Below are 23,996 nucleotides of genomic sequence, written 5' to 3' on the forward strand. Positions count from 1 at the left end.
TGACGCCGTGGCTCATCTCGTGGCCCGCGACGTCCAGCGACACGAGCGGGCGGCTGTTGCCCGAGCCGTCGCCGTAGGTCATCTGCGCGCCGTCCCAGAACGCGTTGACGTACGCGTTGCCGTAGTGCACCCGCGACGGCACGCCGGTGCCGTTGCCGAAGATGCCGTTGCGGCCGTGCACGTTCTTGAAGTAGTCGAACGTCGCCGCGGCGCCGAAGTGCGCGTCGACACCGGCGGACTGCCGGTTGGCGTTGGTGCCGTCACCCCAGATGTTGTCCGCGTCGGTGAACGTGGTGCAGGTCGAGGAGCCGTTGTTCATGTCGCAGGTGCGGCCGTTGCCGTGCGACGGGTCGATCATCTGGTAGGTCGATCCCGACAGCGTCGTGTCGACCGTGACAGCGCCGGAGTAGAGGCTGTTGCCGGTGCCGTTGACCATCTTGATCTCGTCGAACGAGCCCAGGTGCGCGCCGGTCACCGCGTCGGTGATGACGTGCAGCTCGGAGGGCGTCTGCTTGTCGGGCCGCATACCGGTGACGACGGTCTCCCAGGCCAGTTTGCCCTTGCCGCTGCTGGCGTCGATGAACAGGTCCGGAGAGCCGACCGTGGCGACGGTGCCGGAGAACCTGCCGCGGGCGGCCTGGGCGGCCGTGGCGGCGGTGATCTGCGGGGTGGTGGACAGGGTCAGCGGGGCCTCCAGGCCGACCGACGATCCCTTGTAGACGCCGTTGGCACCGGTGTGCACGACGAAGTCGCCGCCGTACACCCGCAGGCCGTGGAAGGTGCGGGCATAGCGCACGTGGGTGCCGCTGCTGTCGCTGACCGTGCGGTCGATGCGGTACGCGTCGCCGCCGGCGGCGCGCACGTCCGACGGGTGCTCAGCGAGGGCGCGCTCGGCGGCGGCCACGCCGACCGGCGCCGACGGGGTGCTGGGCGCCGCGTTGCCGGAGGTTGCCGACACCGACAGCATGGCGCCCACGAGTAGGGCGACGCTGCCGGTAGCGAGGGTTCTTTTCACGAGTCCTCCCCGACTCAGTGGAAAGTGGCGGTAGCCACTGAGAGCTATATATATAGAAGGTGGGAGAACTTTGGAAGTGCTTCACATCTTTATGCGTCGATGAGGAAAATTCGTGAGCACTGCTGGGGAGTGCTGTAAGGGGCTCTGTCTCGGCCTTGAATGATCGACTCGGGTCGATCGGGGCGCGGGCTGTCCGGTAGGCGACTGCGGGGGAGTGATGCCGCAGGATTGTAGAGGAAGCTTTCTAAAGCTATCTTTAGGAAATGACCGACCGTCCTGCCGTGGACCTCACCGACCCCCTCGCCCTGCGCGCGTACGCCCACCCGCTGCGCATGTCGCTGGTCGGCCTGCTGCGCCGGGAGGGCCCCCTCACCGCCACCCAGGCCGCGAACCTGCTCGGGGAGAGCGTGCCGAACTGCTCCTTCCACCTGCGCCAGCTCGCCAAGTACGGCCTGGTCGAGCGGGCCGAGGGAGCCGACGCGCGGGAGAAGCCGTGGCGGGCCACCGCGCTGTCGACCAGGTGGGGCCGCGAGTCCGACGACGCGGAGACCCGCGCCGCCGTCGACCAGCTGGACGGGGTGGTCATCCACCGGCTCTACGAGCGCGCCCTGCAGTGGCTGGCCCGCCGCGACGCCGACCCGCCGCAGTGGCGCGCCGTCACCGGCCCCGGCGACGACCTGGCCTACCTCACCGCCGAGGAGCTGGGCGAGCTGTCCCGCCGCATCGACGACCTCTTCGACGCGTACCGGGCCCGGCAGACCGACCCGTCCCTGCGGCCGCCCGGCGCGCGGCCGGTCCACGTCGGCTACTACGTGACCACCATCGACCAGCCCTGACCTCGGAGGCGAACACCCCCCATGACCGCCACCGCCACCCCCGCCACCCGCCGCTGGCTGCCACCGCTGCTACGGCAGACCCCGTTCCGGCGCTACTGGACCGGCCAGAGCGTCTCCCTGGTCGGCGACCAGATCACCGAACTGGCGCTGCCGCTGTTCGCGGTGCTGGTCGCCCAGGCCGGCCCGGCCGAGATGGGCTACCTGACGGCCGCCGCGCTCGCCCCCAACCTGCTGTTCTCCCTGCTGTTCGGCGGCTGGGCCGATCGCCGGCCGTACAAGCGGACCATCATGGTCGCCGCGGACGTGGCCCGCGCGGTGGCGCTGCTGGCCGTGCCGGTGCTGTACCTGCTCGACGCGCTCACCATGACCCAGCTCTACCTGGTCGCGTTCACCGTCGGCACGTTCAGCGTGCTGTTCGAGGTGTGCCGCACGACCCTGTTCGTCTCGCTCGTGTCCCGCGAGGACTTCCTGCCCGCGAACGCCCTGCTCAACGGCTCGCGAGCGTTCTCCTCGGTGGCCGGGGCCGGCGCGGGCGGCCTGCTGGTGCGGCTGGTCGGCGCACCGTTCGCGCTGCTGCTGGACGCGCTGTCGTTCCTGTTCTCCGCGGTGATGATCGCCCGGGTGGAGGTCGTCGAACCGACGCCGAGCGCCCGGCGCGGTCTCGGGCTGCGCGAGGGCCTGTCGTTCATCGCCCGCCACCCGGTCATGCGGGCGGCCGTGTGCGCCAGCACCACCATCAACCTGTTCAACTACATGTACGGCGCGCTGGTCATCCTGTACGTCACGACCGAACTGCACGTCACCCCCGACGTGCTGGGCCTCGGCCTCGGCCTCGCGGCGGTTGGCGCGCTGATCGGCGCGGCGGTGGCCCGGCGGCTGGCCGAGCGCTTCGGCGTCGGACCCCTGTACGTCTTCGGCTACCTGCTGTTCCCGGCCCCGCTCATCCTCATCCCGCTGGCCCAGGGGCCGCACTGGCTGGTGCTGACGATGGTGTTCTGCGCCGAGTTCTGGTCCGGCTTCGGCGTCATGCTGCTGGACACCGCGGGCGGGTCGCTGCAGGCCGGCGTCATCCCCGACGAGCTGCGCGCCCGGGTGACCGGCGCGCACCGCACCATCAACTACGGCATCCGCCCGATCGGCGCCGTCATCGGCGGTGCGCTGGGCACGGCCCTGGGCGTACGCGAGACGCTGTGGATCGCCACCGTCGGCGCCCTGGCCGGTGTGCTGTGGCTGATCGCCTCCCCGATCCCGCGCATGCGCCGGCTGTGACTCAGCCCAGCAGGCGGCTCGCCGCGTGCACGGCGAAGGCGAGACCCACCCCGGTCAGCAGCAGGCCCTCTATGAGGATCCGCAGCCAGTCGCGGGAGTCGCGCCCTCCGGCGGGACGCGGGTCCTGGCCGCGGTGCTTCCGGCGCAACCCGATGCCGCGCCACAGCATCACCAGGCCGAGAACCAGCATGATGAGACCGAGCACGAGGAAGGGGATCGGATCGAGCTCCCGCTCGGCGAACGTGTTCATGCGCGCAGGGTAGTCAGGCAGTGCCATCACGCGCGCGCCCGGCCGCCACGGCCGGCCATGACGAACGCTCGCACAGGTAGGTATCCGTCGTCGGTGCGGAAGATCCTGTCGGCCGGTGTTCGCTCCATGAGACGAACATTGCCAGGTGTGAATCAATCGATCTAATCTTGGACGCGTCCGGGCAACGACATCAGATCTCACCCTGAGGAGACCTCAATGTCCTCTGCCCGTACTGCTGCCGTGACCCTGACGCTGTTCCGGGTCGTGCTCGGCCTGCTGTTCGCGTTCCACGGCGCGGCCTCGCTGTTCGGCGTGTTCGGCGGCAACCGCGGCTCCGGCCAGGCCGTCGAGTTCGCCGCCTGGCCCGGCTGGTGGGCGGCGCTCATCCAGCTCGCCGGCGGCATCCTGGTGATCGCGGGGCTGGCGACGCGGCCGGCCGCGCTGCTCTGCTCCGGCTCCATGGCGTACGCCTACTTCGTGGTGCACCAGACCCAGGGCCTGCTGCCGCTGAACAACGGCGGCGAGGCGGCCGCCCTGTTCTGCTGGTCGTTCCTGACCATCGCGGTGCTCGGCCCGGGCGCCTTCTCCCTCGACGGCCTGCTGCGCCGCCGTGCCCCCGAGCAGCGCGGCTCGCTGGTCACCGCCTCCTGACCGGACGGTGCGCGGGCCGGAGCCTCCGGCCCGCGCACCGTTGTCATGCGGCCACCTCGACTGTCTGCCGCCGCGTGGGGGTCCTGTCGGACTGAACCCGCTTCCTACGGCTCGCGGCGTGCGTAGAGGATCGCGCCCGGCACGGCCTGGTCGAGTTTGAGCAGCAACTGGGCCGTGACGGTGAACCCGGCGTCGCCCAGCCACGCCGCGAGACGCTCAGGGCGGCGCCAGTGCACGTGTACCCGCATCGGGCGATCGCCGTATCCCTGCGTCTTGAGCCGCGACTCGTCGCCGACGTGGAAACCGACCAGCAGTGGCGCGCCGGGCCGCAGCACCCGCCGGAACTGGCCCAGCACGCCCGGAACGGCTTCGTCAGGGACGTGGATCAGCGACCAGAAGGCGAGCAGGCCCGCGGCAGAGCCGTCGGCGAGGTCGAGATCCGTCATCGACCCGACCTCGAACCGCAGCCCGGGATGCTCGCGACGGGCGACCTCGATCATCGCGGGCGACAGGTCGATGCCGAAGACGTCGAGTCCCAGCCGGTGCAGGTGGGCCGTGATGTGCCCCGGCCCGCAGCCCACGTCGGCCACCGGCCCCGCGCCGGCCGCGCGGACCAGGTCGGCGAACAGGCCCAGTCCCGCGATCAGATGAGGCTCGGCGGCCAACGCGTCGCGGGTCAGGTCGGAGTAGCTGTCGGCCACGGTGTCGTACGAGGTCCTGGTGTCCGCGAGCCAGCCCTGCGCGCGGTGCGGAGTATCGGCAGCTGTCATGAGGGATCACTCCTGCTAGACGAAAGCGGGCTCGGTCGTGGCGATCTGCGGACGGGTGCTGCGCGCCCAGCGCACGGCGGCCGGGACTGCCGCGCCGCTGGCCGCGAAGATCAGGCCGAACAACAGCCAACCGGGCCAGCCCCAGCCGATCACCACGGTCGCCAGCAGGGCAGGTGCGATGACGCCGGCCAGCGCGAACCCCGTGCCGTACATGCCCTGGTACTGCCCCTGGGCGTGGTCGGGCGCGAGGTCGAACGAGATGCCCCACGATCCCGCGGCCTGGCGCAGCTCGCCGAGCACGTGCACCACCGCGGCGGCGACCAGCGCGGCGGTGGCGAGCCAGGCGCTGGGCCCGGCGGCGAGGCTGTAGAGCACGCACGCGCCGAGCAGCAGGAAGCCGGAGGTCCGCTGCGCGACGCCGGCCCCTTCCGCGGTGGCGGTGCCCCGGCTGGCCCGGATCTGGAACAACACCACGATGGTGGCGTTCAGCAGCCCCAGCACGGCGACGACCCAGGCCGGCGCGTCGGTGCGTTCGACCACCCAGAGCGGCACCGCCACGTTGAGCATCCCGTAGTGGATGCACAGCACGCCGTTGAGCGCCGCCAGGGCGAGGTAGGGGCGGTCCCGCAGCACCACGAAGGCGGGCCCGGAGGTGCGCCGGGGCTGCGCCGCGATCGGCGGCACGCGCATGACCAGCGAGGACGCCAGCAGCGCCAGGGCGACGCAGACCACGAGAATGGTGACGTAGGCGGACCTGGTGTCGTACTTGAGGGCCACGCCGGCGAGCAGCGCGCCGACACCCCAGCCCACGTTGGTGACGGCGCGCAGCATGGCGCGGGTGCGCACCCGGTCCTCGGGCGGGATCGACCCGGCGATCAGCGCCCCGTTCGCAGCGCCGAAGCCCGCCTCCAGCAGCTGCACCCCGGCGGCGACCAGGACGAATCCGGTGAAGCCGTGCACGGCCAGGTAGCCCAGCATGAGAACCGCTCGGGCCACCCCGAAGGCCACCATGACCCGGCGCGGACCGACCCGGTCGGCCAGGTGCCCGGCGGGCACCCCGGCGAGCAGCCCGACCACGGCGGCGATGGTCAGGCCGAGCCCGACCCGGCCGGCGGACAGGCCCACGGAGCGGGTGAAGAAGATCACGCTGACCGTGATGAACAGGCCGCGGGAGGTCGACCCGGCGAGGGTGCTGAAGACCAGGGCGCGGGTGGCCGGGTGGGCGGGCAGCAGGTTGATCATCCGGTTGAGCACGCTGGGCAGGCTAACCCGGATGCCCGGCGTCCACGCACCGGTTTTGCGTGCTCCTCGTCACGCGAGGGCGGTCTGCCGGGCCGCCGGACGAAGATCGTCGTCTCGTGTCGTAACCCGCGGTGGCACCCGGGGTTCCGACACGAGACGGCGATCATGTCCGGGCCGCCGCCGCAGGGGCGGCCCGGGGTGGGGTCAGCGCACGCCGAGGAGGTGCTCCAGGGCCAGTTGGTTGAGCTGGACGAAGGCACCGCCCTTGGCGGCCTGCGCGTCGACGTCGAAGTCCTCGAACGACGAGCGGTCGGCCAGCAGCTCGGTGTAGGTCTCGCCCGCGCCCAGGGTCGGCACGGCCAGCTCGTCGTAGCGGGCGGCGGCACGGGCCTCGGCGACCCGCGGGTCGGCCCGGAACGCCGCGGCGCGCTCCTTGAGCAGCAGGTACGTGCGCATGTTCGCGGCCGCCGACGCCCAGACGCCGTCGAGGTCCTCGGTGCGCGAGGGCTTGTAGTCGAAGTGGCGCGGGCCGGTGTAGGCCCGGCCGCCGTCGGCGGCGCCGAACTCCAGCAGGTCGACCAGGAAGAACGCGTTGACGATGTCGCCGTGGCCGAAGACCAGGTCCTGGTCGTACTTGATGCCGCGCTGGCCGTTGAGGTCGATGTGGAAGAGCTTGCCGTGCCACAGCGCCTGCGCGATGCCGTGCAGGAAGTTCAGGCCGGCCATCTGCTCGTGCCCGACCTCGGGGTTGAGGCCGACCATGTCGCGGTGCTCGAGGCTGTCGATGAATGCGAGGGCGTGGCCGATGGTCGGCAGCAGGATGTCGCCGCGGGGCTCGTTCGGCTTGGGCTCCAGCGCGAACTTCAGCCCGTAGCCCCGGTCGATGCTGTACTGCGCGAGCATGTCCAGGCCCTCGCGGTAGCGCTCCAGCGCGGTGCGCACGTCCTTGGAGCCGTCGTACTCGGTGCCCTCGCGGCCGCCCCACAGCACGTAGGTCTGCGCGCCCAGCTCGGCGGCCAGGTCCATGTTCCGCATGACCTTGCGCAGCGCGTACCGCCGCACGGCGCGGTCGTTGCTGGTGAAGCCGCCGTCCTTGAAGACCGGGTGGGTGAACAGGTTGGTGGTCGCCATCGGCACGACCAGGCCGGTCTCGGCGAGCGCGGCCTGGAAGCGCTTGATGATCCGCTCGCGCTCGCTGTCGTCGGAGCCGAACGGGATCAGGTCGTCGTCGTGGAACGTCACACCGTAGGCGCCCAGCTCGGCGAGGCGGTGCACGGTCTCGACCGGGTCGATCGCCGCGCGGGTGGCGTCGCCGAACGGGTCCCGGCCGGCCCATCCCACGGTCCACAGGCCGAACGTGAACTTGTCGGCCGGAGTCGGCTGCGTCATGTCATCTCCCTGAAATCTTGTTTGTTCAGCCATTGAACTTATAGGCTGTGGCATTGTCAAGACCATGCCGCCCCGCCCGCCGCGCCGAGACGATCCGGTGCGCCAACGCAGTCTGCGCGATCACAACCTCGCGCTGGTGCTGCGCCATGTCACCGCCGCGAACCGGCCGCCGTCACGGGCCGAGATCGCGGCGGCCAGCGGGCTGACCCGGGCCACCGTCTCCACCATCGTCGACGAACTGATCGTCGGGGGGCTGGTCGCCGAACTGGAGCCCGTGTCGCGCTCCGGCGTCGGCCGTCCCGGCACCGGCATCGTGCCCGCCGGCACCGGCCCGGCCGGGCTCGGCATGGAGGTCAACGTCGACTACCTGGCGGTGTGCGCGGTGGACCTGACGGGGGCCGTACGCCATCGCCAGGTGCGCCGGCTCGACCAGCGTGAGCACAGCCCCGCGCAGACCTGGCAGGCGCTCGGCGAGCTGGCCGACCAGGCCGTCGCCGCTGTCGCGGCGCAGGGCCTGACCCCGGCCGGCGGCGTGATCGCCGTCCCCGGCCTGGTCGAGGGCGACACCATCCGGATCGCCCCCAACCTCGGCTGGCAGCAGGTCGCCCTGCCCCGGCCGGAGGACCTGGGCGGCCCGCGCGACCTGCCGCTGGACGTCGCCAACGAGGCCACCCTGGCCGCGCTGGGGGAGCGGCACGCCACCGGGCTGCGCAGCTTCCTCTACGTCTCGGGTGAGATCGGCATCGGCGGCGGCATCGTGCTCGACGGTGAGCTGTTCGGCGGCTCGCACGGCTGGGCGGGTGAGATCGGCCACGTCACCATCGACCCGCAGGGCCCCGACTGCCACTGCGGCTCCCGCGGCTGCCTGGAGCAGTACGCCGGAGAGGAGGCCATCCGCGCCGCCGCGGGCCTGCGCGCCGGCGGGGCCGTGCTCGCCGACCTGGTCGACGGCGCCGGCCAGGGCAGCGCTCCGGTGCTGGACGCGCTGGAGCACGCCGGCACGGCGCTGGGCGTGGCGCTGTCCGGGGCGGTGAACCTGCTGGACATCGGCACGGTGGTGCTCGGCGGCCATTACGTCGAACTGATCGACTGGCTGCGGCCCGCCATCGAGCGCGAGCTGGCCCGGCGCGTGATCACCGCCCGCTGGGCCCCGGCGAAGGTGCGCGCATCGGCGCTGGGCTCCGACGCCGCCCTGGTCGGCGCGGCCCGCGCGGTCACCCAGGCCATCCTCGACGACCCGGCCCGCTTCCTCGCCACCCGTCCGGCGCCCGCCGGCTAGGTCGGGATGTCGCGCGAAGCGATGCCCGTTCCGGGACGCTGAAGCGTCCCGAAACGCCGACACCGCGCGGACAGGCCAAACCGCCGAACGGCCGCCGGGCGGGGTCGCCGACCGGCCCTCGGCGCGGCCGTGGCGGGCATAGCCTGTATCCATGGGTGCGATCACGGTTCTGCGGCCGCTGGCGCTGGGCATGGCCACCGGGATGCGCTCGCAGCTCGGGCTGGCCGCGCTCGCGGTGGCCATGAGCCGTGGCGGCAAGAAGAAGGGCAAGAAGGGCCGGGGCTTCTCCTCGATGGTGCAGGGACAGGTGCTGTCCAGCCCGCTCGTGCGCAAGAGCCTGGTGGCCACGGCCGCGACCGAGCTCGTCGCCGACAAACTGCCCAGCACCCCGAGCCGGCTCAACCGGGGCCCGTTGCTGGCCCGGCTCGCCCTCGGCGGCCTGGCCGGAGGCTTGCTCGGCTGGTCCGACGAGCGCGGTCTCGGCCGTGCGGTGGCCGGTGCGGCGCTCGGCGCGGCCGGTGCGGGCCTGGGCGCGTACGGCGGTTACCACCTGCGGGCGGCGCTCGATCAGCGGACCAACCTGCCCGACCGGTACTGGGCGCTGGCCGAGGACCTCACCGCGGTGAGCCTGGCCGCGTTCGCGGTCGCGGTCACCGACGACGCGGACACCGAACCGGCGGTCGCCGCGCTCCACGAGCGCGAGCAGGTCTTCGCCGGCTGAACCCCGTCCTTCCGGCGGGTGTGGCACCGGCCATGGTGCGCACTCACCCGTTGCTGTGGGCGAGAATCTGATCTCGATTCTGTTGTGTCTGGCAACAAATCGGTAACCTGCGTTGACACTCCGACATGGCCGGAGAAGGCTGGGTGGGCGCGTGAGACAACGATGTCAAAACCCAGATGGAGGAAGCATGCGTCTTTCCAGGCGAGTGGCAGCCCTGGCCGTCGCTTTCGGAACGATGTTCGCCACCGTGGCCTGCAGTGGCAGCGAGGAGCCCGGCGAAGGCACCAAGAAGGTGGAGGTTTTCACCTGGTGGGCCGACGGCGGCGAGAAGGCCGGTCTCGACGGCCTCGTCGGCGTCTTCAAGACCGACTGTGCGGACTACGAGTTCCTCAACGGTGCGGTCGCCGGCGGCGCGGGCAGCAACGCCAAGCAGGTGCTGGCCTCGCGGTTGCAGCAGAACGACCCGCCGGACACGTTCCAGGCCCACGCGGGCGCGGAACTGTCCGACTACATCAACGACGACCAGCTCGAGGACCTGTCGGCGCAGTACACCGAGTGGGGTCTGACCAACGCCTTCCCGAAGGGCCTCATCGACAACCTGACGGTCGGCGGCAAGATCTACTCGGTGCCGGCCAACATCCACCGCGCCAACGTGCTGTGGAGCAACAAGACGGTGCTGGCCAAGGCCGGCATCACCAAGGACGCCACCACCCTCGACGGCTTCTTCGCCGACCTGGACAAGCTCAAGGCCGCGGGCGTGGCCGCGCCGCTGGCCCTGGGCAAGGACTGGACCCAGCAGATGCTGTTCGAGGCGCTGCTGATCTCCAAGCTGGGCCCGGAGAAGTTCAACGGCCTGTGGAACGGCAGCACGCCGTGGACCGGCGCGGAGATGACCGCGGCGATCAACGACTACAAGCGGCTGCTGACCTACACCAACAAGGACCGCGACACCTTCGACTGGACCGACGCCGAGAAGCTGCTGATGGACGGCAAGGCGGCGTACCAGCTGATGGGTGACTGGGAGGCGGCCGACCTCGACGCCAAGGGCTTCAAGGACTACGGCTGGTCGGTGTTCCCGGGCAACGGCAACGTGTTCCAGTGGCTGGCCGACTCGTTCGTGCTGCCCAAGGGCGCGAAGAACGCCGACGGCACCAAGTGCTGGCTGAAGACGGTCGGCAGCGCGACCGGCCAGGCCGCGTTCAACCAGAAGAAGGGCTCGATCCCGGCCCGCACCGACGTCGGCACCGACGGCTTCCCGGCGTACCAGCAGGCCGCCATGGCCGACTGGAAGACCGCGACCCAGGTGCCCAGCTGCCCGCACGGCTCCGCCTGCGCGCAGACCTGGCAGGGTGCGGTCGGCTCGGCGCAGGGCAAGTTCTCCAGCGACGGTGACGTCGCGGCGCTGCAGACGGCGCTCGCGTCGGCGGCGGCGGAGTTCGGTCCGAAGAAGTAGTTCGCCGCAAGGCAACGAAGGGCACCTTCCCACCTGGAGGGTGCCCTTCCTTACCGAGGAGGTCGCGTTGCGCCACCGGAGGCGGACCTGGATACCCGGGCTGCTGCTCATCTCACCGTCACTGATCCTGCTGGCCGTGTTCGTGTACGGCCTGATCGGCTGGACGGTCAACCTGTCCCTGCAGGACCGCCACAACGCCCGGCCCGCCAAGGGCTACGTCGGGCTCGACAACTACACCAAGCTGTTCACCAGCGACATCAACGACCGCTTCACGCACTCGCTGCAGAACCTGGTCGTCTTCACGCTCGTGTTCATGGCGGGCACCATCGTGCTCGGCCTGATCTGGGCGCTGCTGCTGGAGCGCCGGGCCAAGGCCGAGGGCTTCTGGCGCACGGTCTACCTGTTCCCGATGGCGGTGTCGTTCGTCGCCTCCGGCGTGGTCTGGCGCTGGCTGATGAACACCGGGCAGGGCGACAACGCCGGGGGCATCAACGCGATCTTCCATGGGCTCGGGCTGGGCTTCCTGGAAAGCCCGTGGTGGACCGACCCCGACTGGGGCATGGCCGCGATGGCGGTGCCCGCGATCTGGCAGCTGTCCGGATACGTGATGGCGCTGTTCCTGGCGGGGTTCCGCGGCATTCCCGAGGAGCTGCGCGAGGCCGCCGTGGTGGACGGTGCCACCACCTTCCAGCTGTACCGGCAGGTGCTGTTCCCGCAGCTGACGCCGACCATCCTGTCGGCGCTCATCATCACCGGGCACATGTCGATGAAGATGTTCGACCTGATCATGTCGGTGTCCGGGGCGCAGTGGCTGACCGAGGTGCCGGCCGTCTACGTCTGGCAGACCCTGCTCACCCGCGACTACGCGAAGGCCGCCGCGATCTCGGTGTTCCTGCTGCTGATCGTCGCCGTGGTGGTCGTGCCGTACCTGATCCACGTCAACCGCTCGGAGAAGCGCTCATGAGCACCGAGACCGTCGCCGCCACCGCGCCCGCCGCCACCGCCCCGCGCCGGGGCGGCCCCGCGCCGCGCCAGGGCCTGCCCAGGCCGGTGGCCCGCACCATCCGCTACGGGCTGCTGGTGCTGTTCGTGCTCATCGTGCTGATGCCGCTGTACGTGCTGGTCGTGACGAGCTTCAAGTCGGGCCGGGAGATCGGCGTCAACGGGCAGTGGAACCTGCCCGAGACGTGGACCTTCGCGTCCTGGGAGAAGGCGTGGACCGCGCTGGGCCCGTCGTTCGGCCGCACGTTCCAGCTGGCGATCCCCGTCGCGCTGATCTCGTCGCTGATCGGGGCGGCCAACGGGTTCGTGCTGTCCCGCTGGCGCTTCCCCGGCGCGGACGTGGTGTTCACGCTGATCCTGTTCGGCATGTTCATCCCGTACCAGGCGGTCATGATCCCGCTGCGCGACGTGGTGTCCTGGCTGGGCGTCGCGCCGGGCATCCCCACGCTGGTCCTGGTGCACACGGTGTACGGCATCCCGATCTGCACGCTGATCTTCCGCAACTACTACGCGACGATCATCCCGGAGGAGCTGATCGAGGCGGCGCAGATGGACGGGGCCGGGTTGCTGCGCACGTTCCGTTCGCTGATCCTGCCGGTGTCGATCCCGGGCTTCGTGGTGACCGTCATCTGGCAGTTCACCTCGTCCTGGAACGACTACCTGTTCGCGATCTTCCTGTCGAACACGCGCAACGGGCCGATCACCATCGCGCTCAACGCCCTGGCCGGGGCGCAGTCGCCGGACTACGCGGCGGCCATGGCCGGTGCGCTGATCACGTCGTTGCCGACGCTGCTGGTGTACGTCCTGCTGGGGCGCTGGTTCATCGGCGGCATGATGGCGGGCTCGGTCAAGAGCTGACCCGGTTGCGGGGCGCCCGGCGCGGGCGTCCCGCAACCTGTTCCGATGTCAGTCGAGCAGCCAGCCGAGCACCGTCTGGGCCTGCGGAGTGAACGACGCCGCGACGACGAGCGCCGACAGCACGGTGCTCGCCAGCAGCGTCCGCCTGCGGCGGCGATCGGCGCGCACCCGGGCACTGGCGAGCTGGGCGAGCGCGAACAGCGCCATCAGGCCGGACAGCAGCGGCACGGAGCTCATCACGATCATGAGTGCGAGCCAGACCACGGCGAGCGCGCCCGGCCACAGGTCGGCGTTGCCGGTGAATTCGTCGCCCTGGTGCGGGAGGTAGAGCCGGCCGGAGAACTGGGCCGCCCGGGCCAGCGCCACGGCGACGGCCAGGAAGTACACCCCCGCGAGCGCGAACTGCGCCCGGCTCGCGATGCGGTCCGGGCCGGTCGCCGCACCCGTGTGCGCGGCATCGATTCCAGTCGACATGCCCGGAGTCTAGACGACGCCGCGCCTCCCAGCCTGCCCCACGGAACGTGTCAGGAAGGTGCCTTCCTTTCGGGGGTGTAAGGAGCTGATGGGGGTACGGTACTGTCCTCGGCATGGCCGAGCAGAAGTTCCACACCGGTAGCCACGACCTGCCCGTGTCGGCGGCACTCGACGAGTTCATGCGCACGGGCTGGCTCGACTCCGAGCACCACGACCTGCCGCGGGCGGAGGTCGCCGCCTGGACGCCGGCCCGACGTGCGCGGCTGCACCAGGCGTTCCCCGGCCATCGCATCGTCGTCCCGGCGGGCACCTTCAAGTCCCGCTCGAACGACCAGGACTACCGGTTCCGCGCGCACTCGGCATACGTGTGGCTCACCGGCGACCAGTCCAGCGACGGCGTCGTGGTCGTCGAGCCGGACGGCGACAGCACCCTCTTCCTGCGTCCGCGCTCGGCCCGGGACGACGGCGAGTTCTTCCGCGACCGCCGCTACGGCGAGCTGTGGGCCGGTCGCCGCCCGACGCTGGGGGAGAGCACCCGCGCGCTCGGGGTGACCACCCGCCACCGCGACGAGCTGGCCGCCGCGCTGAAGCCGGACACCCCGACGCTGGTGCTGCGCGGCCTGGACACCGAGGTCGACGCCGCCGTCGCCCCGGTCGACGGTGACGCCGAGCTGAAGGCCGTGCTCGCGGAACTCCGGCTGGTCAAGGACGCCTGGGAGATCGCGCAGCTGGAGGAGGCCGTCGCGATCACCACGCGCGGCTTCGAGGACGTCGTGCGCGCGCTGCCGCAGGCCAAGGCGACCTCGGAACGGCTGCTGGAGGGCGTGTTCTGGCAGCGCGCCCGGTTGGAGGGCAACGAGGTCGGCTACCACTCGATCGTCGCCGCCGGGGCGCACGCCGCGACGCTGCACTGGATCGACAACGACGGCCCGGTCCGCGACGGCGACCTGCTGCTGCTCGACGCGGGGGTGGAGACGCGCTCGCTCTACACCGCCGACATCACCCGCGTGCTGCCGATCTCCGGGCACTTCACCCCGCTGCAGCGCGACCTGTACGAGCTGTGCCGCAGGGCCAACGACGCGGCGCTCGCCGCGCTGGTGCCCGGCGCGGCCTACCGCGACTTCCACCGCGCCGCGATGCGCGTCTACGCCTACGGCCTGGCCGACCTCGGCATCCTGCCGGTCTCCGCGGAGCAGGCCCTTGACGAGGACAGCGGGCTGTACCGGCGCTGGACGCTGTGCGGCTCGGGGCACATGCTCGGCCTGGACGTGCACGACTGCGCCGCGGCGCGGGCCGACCACTACCTCGACGGCACGCTGACCCCGGGCCACGTGCTCACCGTGGAGCCGGGCATCTACTTCCAGCCCGACGACGGGCTGATCCCGGCCGAGCTGCGCGGCATGGGCTTCCGGATCGAGGAGGACCTGCTGATCACCGAGACCGGCTACCGGATGCTGTCCGACGACCTGCCGCGCACCGCCGCCGACGTCGAGTCCTGGATGCACCGACTGGCCTCCTGAAACGGCGCTGCGCGGTTGAGCCGGCTCGGTTAGGCTCGCCGCTCATGACCGTGGTGTTCTGCGCCGACCCGCTCGCCCCGACCCGCACCGACCCGCACTTCGCCGCGCAGGCGCGGGCGGTGCGGGACGCCGGGGGCGTCGTGGCCCTGCTCGACCATGACGCCCTGCTGGCCGGGGACCTCACCACTGCGGTCCGCCGCGTCCCGCGCGACCTGGGCGACGTCTGGTATCGCGGTTGGATGGTCCCCACCGGCCACTACGCCGACCTGGCCGACACGCTCGCCGGGCGCGGCGTGCGCCTGCGCGTCTCCGCGTCCGCCTACCGCAGTGCCCACGAGCTGCCGGGCTGGCACGCCACCCTGGCCTCGGTCACGCCGGAGAGCGTGTGGACGCCGTGGCAGCCGGGCGAACCGCCCACCGTGGACCAGGTCGCCGCGCTGGTCGCGCCGCTCGGCGGTGGACCCGCGGTGGTCAAGGACTACGTCAAGTCCCGCAAGTACGAGTGGGCCGAGGCCTGCTTCATCCCCGACCTGGCCGACGTCGGACACGCGCACCGGGTGGTGGCCCGCATGGTCGAGCTGCAGGAGGACTCGCTGCAGGGCGGCGTCGTGGTGCGCCGGTTCGAGCGCTTCGCGCAGCGCGACGGCCGCACCGTGGAGGCCCGGGTCTGGTGGGTGCGCGGTGAGCCGGTGCTGGCCGGTCCGCACCCGGACACGCCGGACCTGGTGAGCGAGCCCGACCTGACGGCGATCGCCCCGCTGGTGGCCGCGTTCGGGCATCCGTTCGTCACCACCGATGTCGCGCTGCGTGACGACGGGACCTGGCGCGTGGTCGAACTCGGCGACGGTCAGGTCAGCGATCTGCCGACCACGATCGATCCGTCGGCCGTCCTCGGCCACCTGGACTGAGTCCTCGCAGCTCACAGCTCCGGTACCGGTTCCGTGACCGGTGCCGGTGCTCAGAAGGCGGGCAGCTCCGCGGACCGTGCCGTTCGCCGGCTGCGCTGCCCGGGGATGCGTCCCACCGCGGGCGTGCTACCCCTGCTGACCAGGGACGTCTCGAAGTCCACCGGGTCGTCGGCGACGGGCTCGCCGCGCAGGCGATCGATGAGCGCCCGCGCGGCGGCCGCGCCCATCTCCGCCCACGGCACCCGGACCGTGGTCAGCGGCGGCAGGGTGTACGCGGCGGGCGGGAGGTCGCCGAAGCCGACCACGGCGACCTCGCCCGGCACCTGCCGCCCCGCCTCCTGCAGGGCTCGCAGCGCGCCCGCCGCCATCAGGTCACCGTGCGCAAACAGGCCGTCGAAGAACAGCCGCGCCCGCAGCAGCCGCTGCACCGCGTCGTAGCCGCCCTGCTCGGTGCCGTCGGCCTCGGTCACGTGGCTGGCCCGCAGCACCGCGCCGGTGCCGGTCAGCCGGTCGGCGAAGCCGTCGGCGCAGGCGGCGCCGGAATGCTCCTCGACGGGTCCTGTGATCATGGCGAGGCGCAGGCGGCCCGCGGCCAGCAGCAGTTCCGCCGCCCGCCGCCCGCCGTCGGCGTAGTCCGCGCCGACCGAGGGCAGCGGCACGCGGGAGCCGCCGGTGTTGACCACGACCACGGGCAGACCCTGCCGGTGCAGGTCACGCAGGTGCTCCAGGGCCATGCCGGGGTCGATCGCGAGCACGCCGTCGACGGCGTGGCCGCGTACGTTCGCCGCGAAGCGCTCCAGCGCCGGGGCCCCGCCCGCCGCCGAGTGCAGCAGCAGGCCGTAGCCGGACGGCTCCACCACGTCGGCGACGCCCTGCAGCAGCTCCGGCATCCACGGCGTGCGCAGCGTCGGGGCGAGCACGCCGACCGTGCGGGTCCGCCCGCGGGCCAGGTCGACGGCGCGGGAACTGGGCACGTACCCGGTCTCCGCCATGATCTCCTCGATGCGGGCCTGGGTGGCCCGGTCGACGTCGGGCCGGCCGTTGAGCACCCGCGACACCGTCGCCTTGCTCACCCCGGCCAGCCGGGCGACGTCGGCGATCGTCACGCGCATGTAGACCTCCGAGAAACCACGCCGTCTCGCGGTACCGGTACCGGACCGGTGGCGGCTACACACGGTAGGCGGCCGCGAGGCTGCGATGTCAAGACCGCTCGGGTATCCGGTCGGCGGGAACCGCCTACCCGGCTAGGGTGACCGCCATGCCGTACATCTCCTCCGTCGTCATCCACTGCCGCGACCCGTACCTGATGGCGCCCTTCTGGAGCCTGGTCACCGGCCTGCCCGTGCACGAGGAGGACGTCGTCAAACTCGCCGAGCGCAGCCTGGCCGAGCGCGAGTCGGTGCTGCTGCACGATCCGTCGGGCACCGAACCGGACGTGTGGCTCGCGCAGGCGGTCGACCTGCTCCCGGCCGGTCGCATCCATCTCGACATCGTGGCCGACGACGAGGAGCGGGCCGCGATCGTCGCCGCCGGTGCGACGCTGGTCCGCGAGCAGGAGGACCTGACCGTGTACACCGACCCCGAGGGCAACGAGTTCTGCCTGCTCCGCGAGCGCCACTGAGCCTTGTCCGATCCGGTCTTCGCAGCCGCCGCACGCTGGGATAATGAAGCGACTGGCCAGCGGACATCCGGCGGGGGGCATGCCGTGCGCGCGATCGAGTACGACCACTTCGGCGGCTACGACGTGCTCGACCTCGTCGAGGCGCCACTGCCGCCCGTCGCGGACGGGCAGGCACTGGTCCGGATGACGATCGCAGGGGTCAGCCCACTGGACGAGACGGTGCGCGCCGGCCACCTGGCTCCGGCCCTGCACAAGCCGCTACCGATCCGCCCCGGCGGCACCGGGACCGGCGTCGTCGAGCAACCCGGCGCGTCCGGCCTCCCCCGGGGCGCACGCGTCGTCGTGAGCGGCGGCCGCTACGGCGTCAGCGCCGACGGCTGCTGGGCCGAGTACGTCGCCGTCGACCCGGCGAACCTGGTCGCCGTGCCCGATGCCGTCGATGACGAGGCCGCCGCCGCGCTGACCACCGGGGCGGGTTATCTGACCGCCTATCTCGCGCTGACCGAGCTGGCCGCGTTCCGGCCCGGGCAGTCCGTGCTCGCGCCCGGCGTCGGCGGTGCTGTCGGGCAGGGCGGCGTCGAGGTCGCCCGGGTGCTCGGCGCGGCCCACGCGATCACCACCGCCACCGGCACCGACAAGGCCGAACAAGGCCGCGCCGCCGGGTACGAGGTGATCGACCTGTCCCAGGAGTCGCTGCGCGACGGTGTCGCCCGGCTCACCGGCGGCAGGGGCGTCGACGTCGTCCTCGACGGCGTCGGCGGGCAGCTCACCGGGGAGGCCCTCGGCTGCCTGGCCGTCGACGGCACGCTGATCAGCATCGGGTACGCCGCCGGCACCCACGCCGACATCAACGTCACCGACTTGATCTGGAAAAACGCCCACATCCACGGGTTCCGGTTCGCACTGTTCACGCCCGAGCAGGTGAACGCGGCGAACACCGCGCTGCTCGCCCGGCTCGCCGCCGGGCACCTGCACCCGGCGGTGGCGCAGGTGTTCGGGCTCGCGCAGGCGGCCGCGGCGCAGCAGCTGCTCGCCGAGGGCCACCCGTTCGGCCGGGTCCTGCTCGCGGTCTGACCGGCCGTGCGCCCGCTCCGGCAGCCGCGCGCCGCGGGGCATCCCGGTGACCGGGACGGACCGCCGCGACTACGATGATCACATGCGCGCAACGGTGATCTACGGCCCGCACGACGTGCGGATCGAGGACGTGCCCGATCCGGTCCTGGTGCACCCGACCGACGCCGTGGTCCGGGTGACGCACGCCTGCATCTGCGGCAGCGACCTGTGGGCCTACCAGGGCGTCGCCAAGCGGGAGCCGGGACAGCGCATCGGCCACGAGTTCCTGGGCGTCGTCGAGTCCGCGGGTGCGGACGTCACCGGCGTCAAGCCCGGTGACACGGTGGTGGCCCCGTTCGTGTGGTCCGACGGCACCTGCCAGTTCTGCCGGGAGGGCCTGCACACCTCCTGCCCGGTCGGCGGCTTCTGGGGCCAGCCGGGCTCCGACGGCGGCCAGGGCCAGGCGGTGCGGGTTCCGTACGCCGACGGCACCCTGGTCAAGCTGCCGTCCGGGCTCGACGACGCGGAACTTGTCAAGATCCTCGCGCTGTCCGATGTGATGTCGACCGGCCACCACGCCGCGCTCGCCGCCGGGGTGCGCAAGGGCGGCACGGTCGCCGTGGTCGGCGACGGCGCGGTCGGCCTGTGCGGCGTGCTCGCCGCGCACCGGCTGGGCGCCGAGCGCATCATCGCGCTGGGCCGCCACGACGCCCGCACCGCGCTGGCCAGGCGGTTCGGCGCGACCGACGTGGTGCCCGAGCGCGGTGACGAGGCCGTCGTCGTGGTGCGCGAGCTGACCGGCGGCCAGGGCGCGCACGCGGTCATCGAGGCGGTCGGCACCGAGCAGTCGATGCGTACCGCGATCGGGGTGGCCCGCGACGGCGGCGCGGTCGGTTTCGTCGGGGTCCCGCACGGCGGCTCGGCCGGCGTCGACATCGGCGACATGTTCGGCCGCAACGTGGCCTTGCGCGGCGGCGTCGCGCCCGCCCGCGCGTACATTCCGGAGCTGCTGGCAGACGTGCTGGCCGGGATGCTGGACCCGTCGCCGGTCTTCGACTCCTCCGTCGGGCTCGACGGGGTGCCGGGCGGATATGCCGCGATGAACGATCGGAAGGCGCTGAAAGTGCTGGTGCGCCCGAACGGTGGGTCGGTGTAGCTTGAGCGCCGTGGAAGAGACCGACCAGGCCATCGTTTCGGCCCTGACCGCTGACGGGCGCATGTCGTACACGGACCTGGCCGAGAAGGTCGGGCTGTCCGTGTCCGCCGTCCACCAGCGGGTACGCAGGCTGGAGCAGCGCGGCGTGATCACCGGGTACGGCGCGCGGGTCGACTACAACGCGATCGGCCTGCCGCTGACCGCGTTCGTGGCGATCCGCCCGTTCGACCCGGCGCAGCCCGACGATGCCCCCGAGCGCCTGGCGCACCTGTCCGAGATCGAGTCGTGCTTCTCGGTGGCCGGGGAGGACTTCTACATCCTGCTGGTACGCGTCGCGTCACCGGTCGACCTGGAGCGCCTGCTGCAGGAGATCCGCACCTCGGCCAACGTCACCACGCGCACGACCGTGGTGCTGTCCACCCCGTTCGAGCAGCGCGCACCCCGCATCCACCTGGCCGACTGAGCCGCCTACCAGGGGCAGCACGGCAGCGGCGCGGGCAGGAACAGCGCGGTGAGCGCGATGGCGGCCAGCCCGGTCGTCGTGGCGGTCACGCCGACGGCGAGCCGGGCCACGGTGGGCCGCTGGCGGGGCGGCACCCGGCGCACATGGCGGACGGCGGCAGCGACCGCGCCCGCGAACGCCAGCACGCCGGCCAGCAGCACCGGCAGGCCCCAGCGCTCGTGCACGTCGTAGCCCTGGAACAGCAGCGGCCGGGCGACCATCAGCAGCAGGCCGGGCAGCGGCGCGAGGGCGGCGCAGGCCTGCGCCACCACCAGCCAGGCCCGCTCGGCGCCCGTGCCGCCGCCGACCTGATGGAACAGCTGCACCGACAGCATGCCCAGGCCGGCCGGCAGCAACGCCGCCGCGGCCAGGTGCCACAGCCAGTACCGCAGCACGGCGTCCTGATCGGAGGGCTGCACCACCCCGACGAGCGTCCAGCCGATCGCCGCGAAGATCACTGCGCCGCCGATGCCGGCCACTCCCGCGAAGAACGGGTACAGCAGGCGCCGCGCCGCCGAGGCGGAGGCCCAGGCGAGCGCGCCGAGATGCAGGTTGGTCGTCGTGCCCGTCGCCGGGTCGGCCATGTCACCACCGTTTCGCTCCCGACCGCGGGACGCGGTCACCCGTGGGGATTCTGTCCGATGTGGTGTTAGCACACCGTTAGCGTTCGCGGCCCCAGGTGGTCCGTGGGGTCCTGGGCAGGGTATCTGGCTCCTTCCACGTGACGCTGCCAGACTTCGGGGCGTGGACACGCTGACAGTGATCATTACGACGCTCGGGGGCGCGCTGTCGGCGACGCTCGGTGTTCTGGTCGGCGGGGTGGTAACTCGCCGGGCCCAGGATCGTCATTGGCTACGCGACAAGCAACTGCGCGCGTACGAGGAACTGTTCTCGCAGTATGCCCGGTTCATGATGGCACTGCGGCAGGGGCACTCGGCCCGCTTGCCGGTCGTCTTCGACTGGGCGGCTTGGAGCGCCGCCCTCACCACGGCGAGCCTGGTCGCACCGCTGGGCGTGGCGCGGGCGATCGATGCGTTCGGGGACGCCGTCGGCGGCTTCCTCGACGTGGTGTCCAGCCGGGATCCCGTCACGGATCCCGTCGCCGACGATGTTCTGAACGAGGCGTCGCGTCCGGCGGCTGCGGCACAGCTGGCCCTGGTGAACGCGATCCGTCGGTCCGTGGGGCCCGCTCTGGCGGAACTGCCGTTCTACCTCGGCGGCACGCTCGGCGACCATCCCGAAGGAGGGACCCGCCCGGGCCGCCTGCACGCCCGCGCGGCGACCGATCGGCCGGCATCCGGGCAACCGGGCCCGGCCGATGCGTAGCGGGTTCGCCAGCGGCAGCCCCGCCTACCCCGTGTCCGGCCGCCAGGCGCGGATTCCGGCTCGTGGACATCCGGCGCCGGGGCCCATGATCAGAACCACCCGCGGGTGGCCCGGGTGCGCCCGTCCCGGCCGATCAGCAGCCCCCGGTAGCCGGTCCCGCGCAGCAGGTCCAGGCCGGTGACGCCCCGGGCGGCGGCCGCGGTCGCGTACACGTCGGCCCACAGCAGCGACGGCCCGGTCACGGTCACCCCCGCCACCTCGGCCGTGGGCGACCCGCGGTACGGGTCGACGATGTGCGCGCCGCGCCGCGCCGTCCCGGAGGTGGCGACCGCGCCCGACGCCAGGGTCACCACCTCGGCCAGCCGTGACGGCCGCAGCGGATCCTCCACGCCGACGCGCCACGGCGGGTGCCCGGCCGCGGTCGACACGATCACGTCACCACCGGCGTTGAGGCAGCAGTCCGCACCGGACAGCAGTCTCGCCGCCCGCTCCACAGCCCATCCCTTGACCAGCCCGGACGGGTCCCACGACCGCTCGCCGCCGGGGCCGGGCAGCCGCGCGTCGAACCATCCGCCGGTGCGCACGCGGGCCTCGTCGCACAGCCGCGCCACCTCGGCCACCCACGGATGCGCGTCGGCGACGGTCAGCTCACCCCGGTTGATCCGGCTCACCGCGCTGTCCGCCCGGTACGTGCTGAACACCGCGTCGGCCTCGCGCAGCAGCGCGAACACGGCGTCGACGGACCGCTGGACGGGTGCCGAGTCCAGACCGGGCCCGCGCAGGTGCAGGCTCACCGGCATCCCCATGACCTGCTCGACCCAGGCCCGGCGCGGCGGCGTGAGCACGCTCACCGGACGTGCGCCCGGTCGATCGCGGACTGCAGCGAGTCCAGGTAGGCCCGGCTGGTGGCGGTGGCGCCGGAGACGGTGTCGACCTCGGCCGACTGCGCGTCGAGCACCTGCTCCCGCAGCCGCGGCAGGGCGAGCTCGTTCAGCACCAGCGAATGCTCGTGCACCGTGTGCTTCTGCAGGACCGCCACGTCGGCGATGCGCCCGCCGGCGAACGTGACCCGGACCTGCACGGTGCCGTAGTCCGTGACCACGGCGTCGCCGTCGACGACGCGCCCGTCGACGATCGCGGCGGGCGGCGGCGCGGGCGGCGCCGCGCCGGCAGGCCCGGCCTGCGGCACCGCCTCGCCGAGGCTGGTGCGGTAGCTGAACAGCCCGACCAGGCCCGCGATCGTGGCCAGCAGGAAAAATGTGATCTTACGCATCGGTCACCACCCGAACCGCTCGTCGTGGACCTGCCGGGCGGGCACACCGGCCGCCCGCAGCGCGGCCCGGGCCGCCGCCATCCAGGGCGGGGGGCCGCACAGGAACACATCCCGCCCGGCCAGCTCCGGGACCAGGTGGGTCAGGGCCTCGTGGTCGGCGTAGCGCTCGGCCAGCTCGGCGGTCAGCCACGAGACCCGCCCGGCCGGCGGGGGACCGGGCAGGTAGATCACCTGCGCGCCGCGCTCGGCCGCGATGCCGTCGATCTCGTCGCGCAGCACCAGCTCGTCGGCGCTGCGCGCCCGGTAGATCAGGGTCAGTTCGCGGTCGGCGTACCGCATGCCCTCCAGCAGCGCGCGCATCGGCGTGATGCCGATGCCCGCGGCCATCAGCAGCACCCGCTCGCCGCGGCGGCGGCCTTCGGTGAGCGTGCCGAACGGGCCTTCGATCAGCACCCCGGTGCCGGGGGTCGCCCCGGCCAGGCGCGCGCCGTCGTCGCCCGCGGCCCGGAAGGTGAACCGCAGCCGGTCCGCGCGCGGGGCCTCGGACAGCGAGAAGGGATGCGCCCGGCTCCAGCCGCGGCCGGTGCGCAGCCGCCAGGTCAGGAACTGGCCGGGCCGGGCCGCGAGCCGGTCCAGCCGCCGCCCCGACAGGTACACGGAGTACACGTCGGACGCCTCGTGGCGCACCTCGCCGACGGTGAGCCGGTGGCGGCGCGACAGCCACAGCGGCCGGCCCACCCGGAAGGTCAGCAGTGCGGCGGCGGCGCAGCCCCACAGCGTCCACCAGTAGGCCGTGGCGGCGGGGGAGGTGACGAAGTGCGCCCCGTTCCACAGCTGGTGCGGCAGGGCGAGGCCCACCCCGAGGTACGCGTACAGGTGCAGCAGGTGCCAGTTCTCGTAGCGGACGCGGCGGCGGGCCGCCCGCACCGACAGCGCCGCGACGAGCACCAGCAGCGCGGTCCCGGCCGCGGCCAGCAGCATGCCCGGGTAGCGCACCACCAGATCGACCACTTGGGCGAGCGCGCCGGTGCCGGTGGACACGGCGTATCCGGCCACGACGAGCGCCACGTGCGCCGTCATCAACCAGCACGAGGTGAAGCCGAGCAGCCGGTGGATCCGGGCCAGCCGGTCCTGGCCCCAGGCGCGCTCCACCCAGGGCACCCGCGCCATCGCGAGCACCTGCAGCAGGAGCAGATCGGAGGCGACCAGCCCGGTGAGGCGGGCCGCGGCCACCAGCCCGGTGCCGTCGGCGCCCAGCGCGGCCACACCGCCGGCGGACACCCACAGCGCCACCACCACCAGCACGGTGACGCATGCCAGCGCGGCGGTGACGGCGCGTCCGACGGCTCCGTCGCGGGGCCGGGGGAGGGGGATTCGGTCAGGGGTCACGCCACCGCGAGTCGCGACAGGGGCGCGCAGTTCCCGGTA

Annotated in this window: 26 protein-coding genes; 15 read left to right on the plus strand and 11 right to left on the minus strand. The window is 72.5% G+C overall.

The window, feature by feature from the left end; translation table 11 throughout:
• A partial coding sequence (locus HAV39_RS32545; RefSeq protein WP_425321556.1) for a M4 family metallopeptidase occupies nucleotides 1–1,015 on the minus strand: 1,015 nt, incomplete at its 3' end.
• A gap of 263 nt (nucleotides 1,016–1,278) precedes the next feature.
• Between HAV39_RS32545 and HAV39_RS32550 the strand changes: the two genes are divergently transcribed.
• Both HAV39_RS32550 and HAV39_RS32555 read left to right on the plus strand, forming a co-directional pair.
• A complete protein-coding gene (locus HAV39_RS32550) occupies nucleotides 1,279–1,851 on the plus strand; it encodes a winged helix-turn-helix domain-containing protein (RefSeq protein WP_191843013.1) in 573 nt (190 codons plus the stop codon).
• A 21-nt stretch (nucleotides 1,852–1,872) separates the two neighbouring features.
• A complete protein-coding gene (locus HAV39_RS32555; protein WP_191843014.1) occupies nucleotides 1,873–3,120 on the plus strand; it encodes an MFS transporter in 1,248 nt (415 codons plus the stop codon).
• A gap of 1 nt (nucleotide 3,121) precedes the next feature.
• On the opposite strand, the gene HAV39_RS32560 is transcribed toward HAV39_RS32555, so the two are convergent.
• Nucleotides 3,122–3,370 (minus strand): hypothetical protein, encoded by a 249-nt coding sequence (locus HAV39_RS32560; RefSeq protein ID WP_191843015.1) that lies wholly within the window; start codon nucleotides 3,368–3,370, stop codon nucleotides 3,122–3,124.
• A 216-nt stretch (nucleotides 3,371–3,586) separates the two neighbouring features.
• Between HAV39_RS32560 and HAV39_RS32565 the strand changes: the two genes are divergently transcribed.
• Nucleotides 3,587–4,021: a DoxX family protein gene (locus tag HAV39_RS32565; RefSeq protein WP_191843016.1), complete on the plus strand. Its 435-nt coding sequence runs from the start codon at nucleotides 3,587–3,589 to the stop codon at nucleotides 4,019–4,021.
• 104 nt (nucleotides 4,022–4,125) lie between these two features.
• On the opposite strand, the gene HAV39_RS32570 is transcribed toward HAV39_RS32565, so the two are convergent.
• The 3 genes from HAV39_RS32570 to xylA form a co-directional block, all read right to left on the minus strand.
• Nucleotides 4,126–4,791: a class I SAM-dependent DNA methyltransferase gene (locus HAV39_RS32570; RefSeq protein WP_191843017.1), complete on the minus strand. Its 666-nt coding sequence runs from the start codon at nucleotides 4,789–4,791 to the stop codon at nucleotides 4,126–4,128.
• Between the two features lie 15 nt (nucleotides 4,792–4,806).
• The gene (locus tag HAV39_RS32575) at nucleotides 4,807–6,045 is read right to left on the minus strand and encodes an MFS transporter (RefSeq protein WP_239120674.1); all 1,239 of its coding nucleotides are present in this window, start codon (nucleotides 6,043–6,045) and stop codon (nucleotides 4,807–4,809) included.
• Between the two features lie 192 nt (nucleotides 6,046–6,237).
• The gene (xylA, locus tag HAV39_RS32580) at nucleotides 6,238–7,422 is read right to left on the minus strand and encodes a xylose isomerase (protein ID WP_191843018.1); all 1,185 of its coding nucleotides are present in this window, start codon (nucleotides 7,420–7,422) and stop codon (nucleotides 6,238–6,240) included.
• Between the two features lie 97 nt (nucleotides 7,423–7,519).
• On the opposite strand from xylA, the gene HAV39_RS32585 reads away from it, so the two are divergent.
• The 5 genes from HAV39_RS32585 to HAV39_RS32605 all read left to right on the plus strand — a co-directional run bounded on the left by HAV39_RS32585 (nucleotide 7,520) and on the right by HAV39_RS32605 (nucleotide 12,735).
• On the plus strand, nucleotides 7,520–8,701 hold the full coding sequence (locus HAV39_RS32585) for an ROK family protein (protein ID WP_308440883.1): 1,182 nt from the start codon (nucleotides 7,520–7,522) through the stop codon (nucleotides 8,699–8,701).
• A gap of 151 nt (nucleotides 8,702–8,852) precedes the next feature.
• On the plus strand, nucleotides 8,853–9,422 hold the full coding sequence (locus HAV39_RS32590) for a hypothetical protein (RefSeq protein ID WP_191843020.1): 570 nt from the start codon (nucleotides 8,853–8,855) through the stop codon (nucleotides 9,420–9,422).
• A 187-nt stretch (nucleotides 9,423–9,609) separates the two neighbouring features.
• Entirely contained in the window at nucleotides 9,610–10,875 is a 1,266-nt protein-coding gene (locus tag HAV39_RS32595) for an ABC transporter substrate-binding protein (RefSeq protein ID WP_191843021.1), read from the plus strand.
• Nucleotides 10,876–10,942: 67 nt separating this feature from the next.
• Complete coding sequence (locus HAV39_RS32600) at nucleotides 10,943–11,839, plus strand: carbohydrate ABC transporter permease (protein ID WP_191843022.1); 897 nt, start codon at nucleotides 10,943–10,945, stop codon at nucleotides 11,837–11,839.
• Nucleotides 11,836–12,735, plus strand: a complete 900-nt coding sequence (locus HAV39_RS32605; RefSeq protein ID WP_191843023.1) for a carbohydrate ABC transporter permease — start codon at nucleotides 11,836–11,838, stop codon at nucleotides 12,733–12,735. The genes HAV39_RS32600 and HAV39_RS32605 overlap by 4 nt, the downstream gene beginning before the upstream one ends.
• A gap of 48 nt (nucleotides 12,736–12,783) precedes the next feature.
• Here HAV39_RS32605 and HAV39_RS32610 read toward each other — a convergent pair whose 3' ends face one another.
• Nucleotides 12,784–13,209 (minus strand): hypothetical protein, encoded by a 426-nt coding sequence (locus HAV39_RS32610; RefSeq protein ID WP_191843024.1) that lies wholly within the window; start codon nucleotides 13,207–13,209, stop codon nucleotides 12,784–12,786.
• Nucleotides 13,210–13,322: 113 nt separating this feature from the next.
• On the opposite strand from HAV39_RS32610, the gene HAV39_RS32615 reads away from it, so the two are divergent.
• Both HAV39_RS32615 and HAV39_RS32620 read left to right on the plus strand, forming a co-directional pair.
• Nucleotides 13,323–14,729, plus strand: a complete 1,407-nt coding sequence (locus tag HAV39_RS32615) for an aminopeptidase P family protein (RefSeq protein WP_191843025.1) — start codon at nucleotides 13,323–13,325, stop codon at nucleotides 14,727–14,729.
• A 44-nt stretch (nucleotides 14,730–14,773) separates the two neighbouring features.
• A complete protein-coding gene (locus HAV39_RS32620; RefSeq protein ID WP_191843026.1) occupies nucleotides 14,774–15,637 on the plus strand; it encodes an ATP-grasp domain-containing protein in 864 nt (287 codons plus the stop codon).
• Nucleotides 15,638–15,687: 50 nt separating this feature from the next.
• Here HAV39_RS32620 and HAV39_RS32625 read toward each other — a convergent pair whose 3' ends face one another.
• Nucleotides 15,688–16,749, minus strand: a complete 1,062-nt coding sequence (locus tag HAV39_RS32625; RefSeq protein WP_191843027.1) for a LacI family DNA-binding transcriptional regulator — start codon at nucleotides 16,747–16,749, stop codon at nucleotides 15,688–15,690.
• A gap of 146 nt (nucleotides 16,750–16,895) precedes the next feature.
• Between HAV39_RS32625 and HAV39_RS32630 the strand changes: the two genes are divergently transcribed.
• From HAV39_RS32630 to HAV39_RS32645, 4 genes are all read left to right on the plus strand, one after another.
• A complete protein-coding gene (locus tag HAV39_RS32630) occupies nucleotides 16,896–17,258 on the plus strand; it encodes a VOC family protein (RefSeq protein WP_191843028.1) in 363 nt (120 codons plus the stop codon).
• A gap of 84 nt (nucleotides 17,259–17,342) precedes the next feature.
• On the plus strand, nucleotides 17,343–18,332 hold the full coding sequence (locus HAV39_RS32635) for a quinone oxidoreductase family protein (RefSeq protein WP_191843029.1): 990 nt from the start codon (nucleotides 17,343–17,345) through the stop codon (nucleotides 18,330–18,332).
• Between the two features lie 82 nt (nucleotides 18,333–18,414).
• The gene (locus tag HAV39_RS32640; RefSeq protein WP_191843030.1) at nucleotides 18,415–19,467 is read left to right on the plus strand and encodes a zinc-dependent alcohol dehydrogenase family protein; all 1,053 of its coding nucleotides are present in this window, start codon (nucleotides 18,415–18,417) and stop codon (nucleotides 19,465–19,467) included.
• Between the two features lie 10 nt (nucleotides 19,468–19,477).
• Complete coding sequence (locus HAV39_RS32645) at nucleotides 19,478–19,930, plus strand: Lrp/AsnC family transcriptional regulator (protein ID WP_155368639.1); 453 nt, start codon at nucleotides 19,478–19,480, stop codon at nucleotides 19,928–19,930.
• Nucleotides 19,931–19,935: 5 nt separating this feature from the next.
• Here the strand turns inward: HAV39_RS32645 and HAV39_RS32650 are convergent, their stop codons facing one another.
• Nucleotides 19,936–20,553 (minus strand): hypothetical protein, encoded by a 618-nt coding sequence (locus HAV39_RS32650; RefSeq protein WP_191843031.1) that lies wholly within the window; start codon nucleotides 20,551–20,553, stop codon nucleotides 19,936–19,938.
• A gap of 160 nt (nucleotides 20,554–20,713) precedes the next feature.
• On the opposite strand from HAV39_RS32650, the gene HAV39_RS32655 reads away from it, so the two are divergent.
• On the plus strand, nucleotides 20,714–21,295 hold the full coding sequence (locus HAV39_RS32655; RefSeq protein WP_191843032.1) for a hypothetical protein: 582 nt from the start codon (nucleotides 20,714–20,716) through the stop codon (nucleotides 21,293–21,295).
• An 89-nt stretch (nucleotides 21,296–21,384) separates the two neighbouring features.
• Here the strand turns inward: HAV39_RS32655 and HAV39_RS32660 are convergent, their stop codons facing one another.
• From HAV39_RS32660 to HAV39_RS32670, 3 genes are read right to left on the minus strand one after another with little or no spacing between them, the layout of a single operon-like run.
• The gene (locus HAV39_RS32660) at nucleotides 21,385–22,146 is read right to left on the minus strand and encodes an FAD:protein FMN transferase (protein WP_203736326.1); all 762 of its coding nucleotides are present in this window, start codon (nucleotides 22,144–22,146) and stop codon (nucleotides 21,385–21,387) included.
• Nucleotides 22,143–22,568, minus strand: coding sequence for an FMN-binding protein (locus HAV39_RS32665; RefSeq protein WP_191843033.1), 426 nt, complete (start codon nucleotides 22,566–22,568; stop codon nucleotides 22,143–22,145). Before HAV39_RS32665 ends, HAV39_RS32660 begins: the two co-directional genes overlap by 4 nt.
• 3 nt (nucleotides 22,569–22,571) lie before the next feature.
• Nucleotides 22,572–23,957: a ferredoxin reductase family protein gene (locus HAV39_RS32670; RefSeq protein WP_239120673.1), complete on the minus strand. Its 1,386-nt coding sequence runs from the start codon at nucleotides 23,955–23,957 to the stop codon at nucleotides 22,572–22,574.
• Between the last annotated feature and the right edge of the window lie 39 nt (nucleotides 23,958–23,996).

The sequence above is a fragment of the Catellatospora chokoriensis genome, assembly GCF_011297315.1.
In the GTDB taxonomy this organism is placed as follows: Bacteria; Actinomycetota; Actinomycetes; order Mycobacteriales; family Micromonosporaceae; genus Catellatospora; species Catellatospora citrea.

What these genes read in the sequence shown, in the direction of transcription:
- HAV39_RS32550 (WP_191843013.1), top strand. Translation starts at nt 1,279, where the DNA reads ATGACCGACCGTCCTGCCGTGGACCTCACCGACCCCCTCGCCCTGCGC.
- HAV39_RS32555 (WP_191843014.1), top strand. Translation starts at nt 1,873, where the DNA reads ATGACCGCCACCGCCACCCCCGCCACCCGCCGCTGGCTGCCACCGCTG.
- HAV39_RS32560 (WP_191843015.1), bottom strand. Translation starts at nt 3,370, where the DNA reads ATGAACACGTTCGCCGAGCGGGAGCTCGATCCGATCCCCTTCCTCGTG.
- HAV39_RS32565 (WP_191843016.1), top strand. Translation starts at nt 3,587, where the DNA reads ATGTCCTCTGCCCGTACTGCTGCCGTGACCCTGACGCTGTTCCGGGTC.
- HAV39_RS32570 (WP_191843017.1), bottom strand. Translation starts at nt 4,791, where the DNA reads ATGACAGCTGCCGATACTCCGCACCGCGCGCAGGGCTGGCTCGCGGAC.
- xylA (WP_191843018.1), bottom strand. Translation starts at nt 7,422, where the DNA reads ATGACGCAGCCGACTCCGGCCGACAAGTTCACGTTCGGCCTGTGGACC.
- HAV39_RS32590 (WP_191843020.1), top strand. Translation starts at nt 8,853, where the DNA reads ATGGGTGCGATCACGGTTCTGCGGCCGCTGGCGCTGGGCATGGCCACC.
- HAV39_RS32595 (WP_191843021.1), top strand. Translation starts at nt 9,610, where the DNA reads ATGCGTCTTTCCAGGCGAGTGGCAGCCCTGGCCGTCGCTTTCGGAACG.
- HAV39_RS32605 (WP_191843023.1), top strand. Translation starts at nt 11,836, where the DNA reads ATGAGCACCGAGACCGTCGCCGCCACCGCGCCCGCCGCCACCGCCCCG.
- HAV39_RS32610 (WP_191843024.1), bottom strand. Translation starts at nt 13,209, where the DNA reads ATGTCGACTGGAATCGATGCCGCGCACACGGGTGCGGCGACCGGCCCG.
- HAV39_RS32615 (WP_191843025.1), top strand. Translation starts at nt 13,323, where the DNA reads ATGGCCGAGCAGAAGTTCCACACCGGTAGCCACGACCTGCCCGTGTCG.
- HAV39_RS32620 (WP_191843026.1), top strand. Translation starts at nt 14,774, where the DNA reads ATGACCGTGGTGTTCTGCGCCGACCCGCTCGCCCCGACCCGCACCGAC.
- HAV39_RS32625 (WP_191843027.1), bottom strand. Translation starts at nt 16,749, where the DNA reads ATGCGCGTGACGATCGCCGACGTCGCCCGGCTGGCCGGGGTGAGCAAG.
- HAV39_RS32630 (WP_191843028.1), top strand. Translation starts at nt 16,896, where the DNA reads ATGCCGTACATCTCCTCCGTCGTCATCCACTGCCGCGACCCGTACCTG.
- HAV39_RS32640 (WP_191843030.1), top strand. Translation starts at nt 18,415, where the DNA reads ATGCGCGCAACGGTGATCTACGGCCCGCACGACGTGCGGATCGAGGAC.
- HAV39_RS32650 (WP_191843031.1), bottom strand. Translation starts at nt 20,553, where the DNA reads ATGGCCGACCCGGCGACGGGCACGACGACCAACCTGCATCTCGGCGCG.
- HAV39_RS32665 (WP_191843033.1), bottom strand. Translation starts at nt 22,568, where the DNA reads ATGCGTAAGATCACATTTTTCCTGCTGGCCACGATCGCGGGCCTGGTC.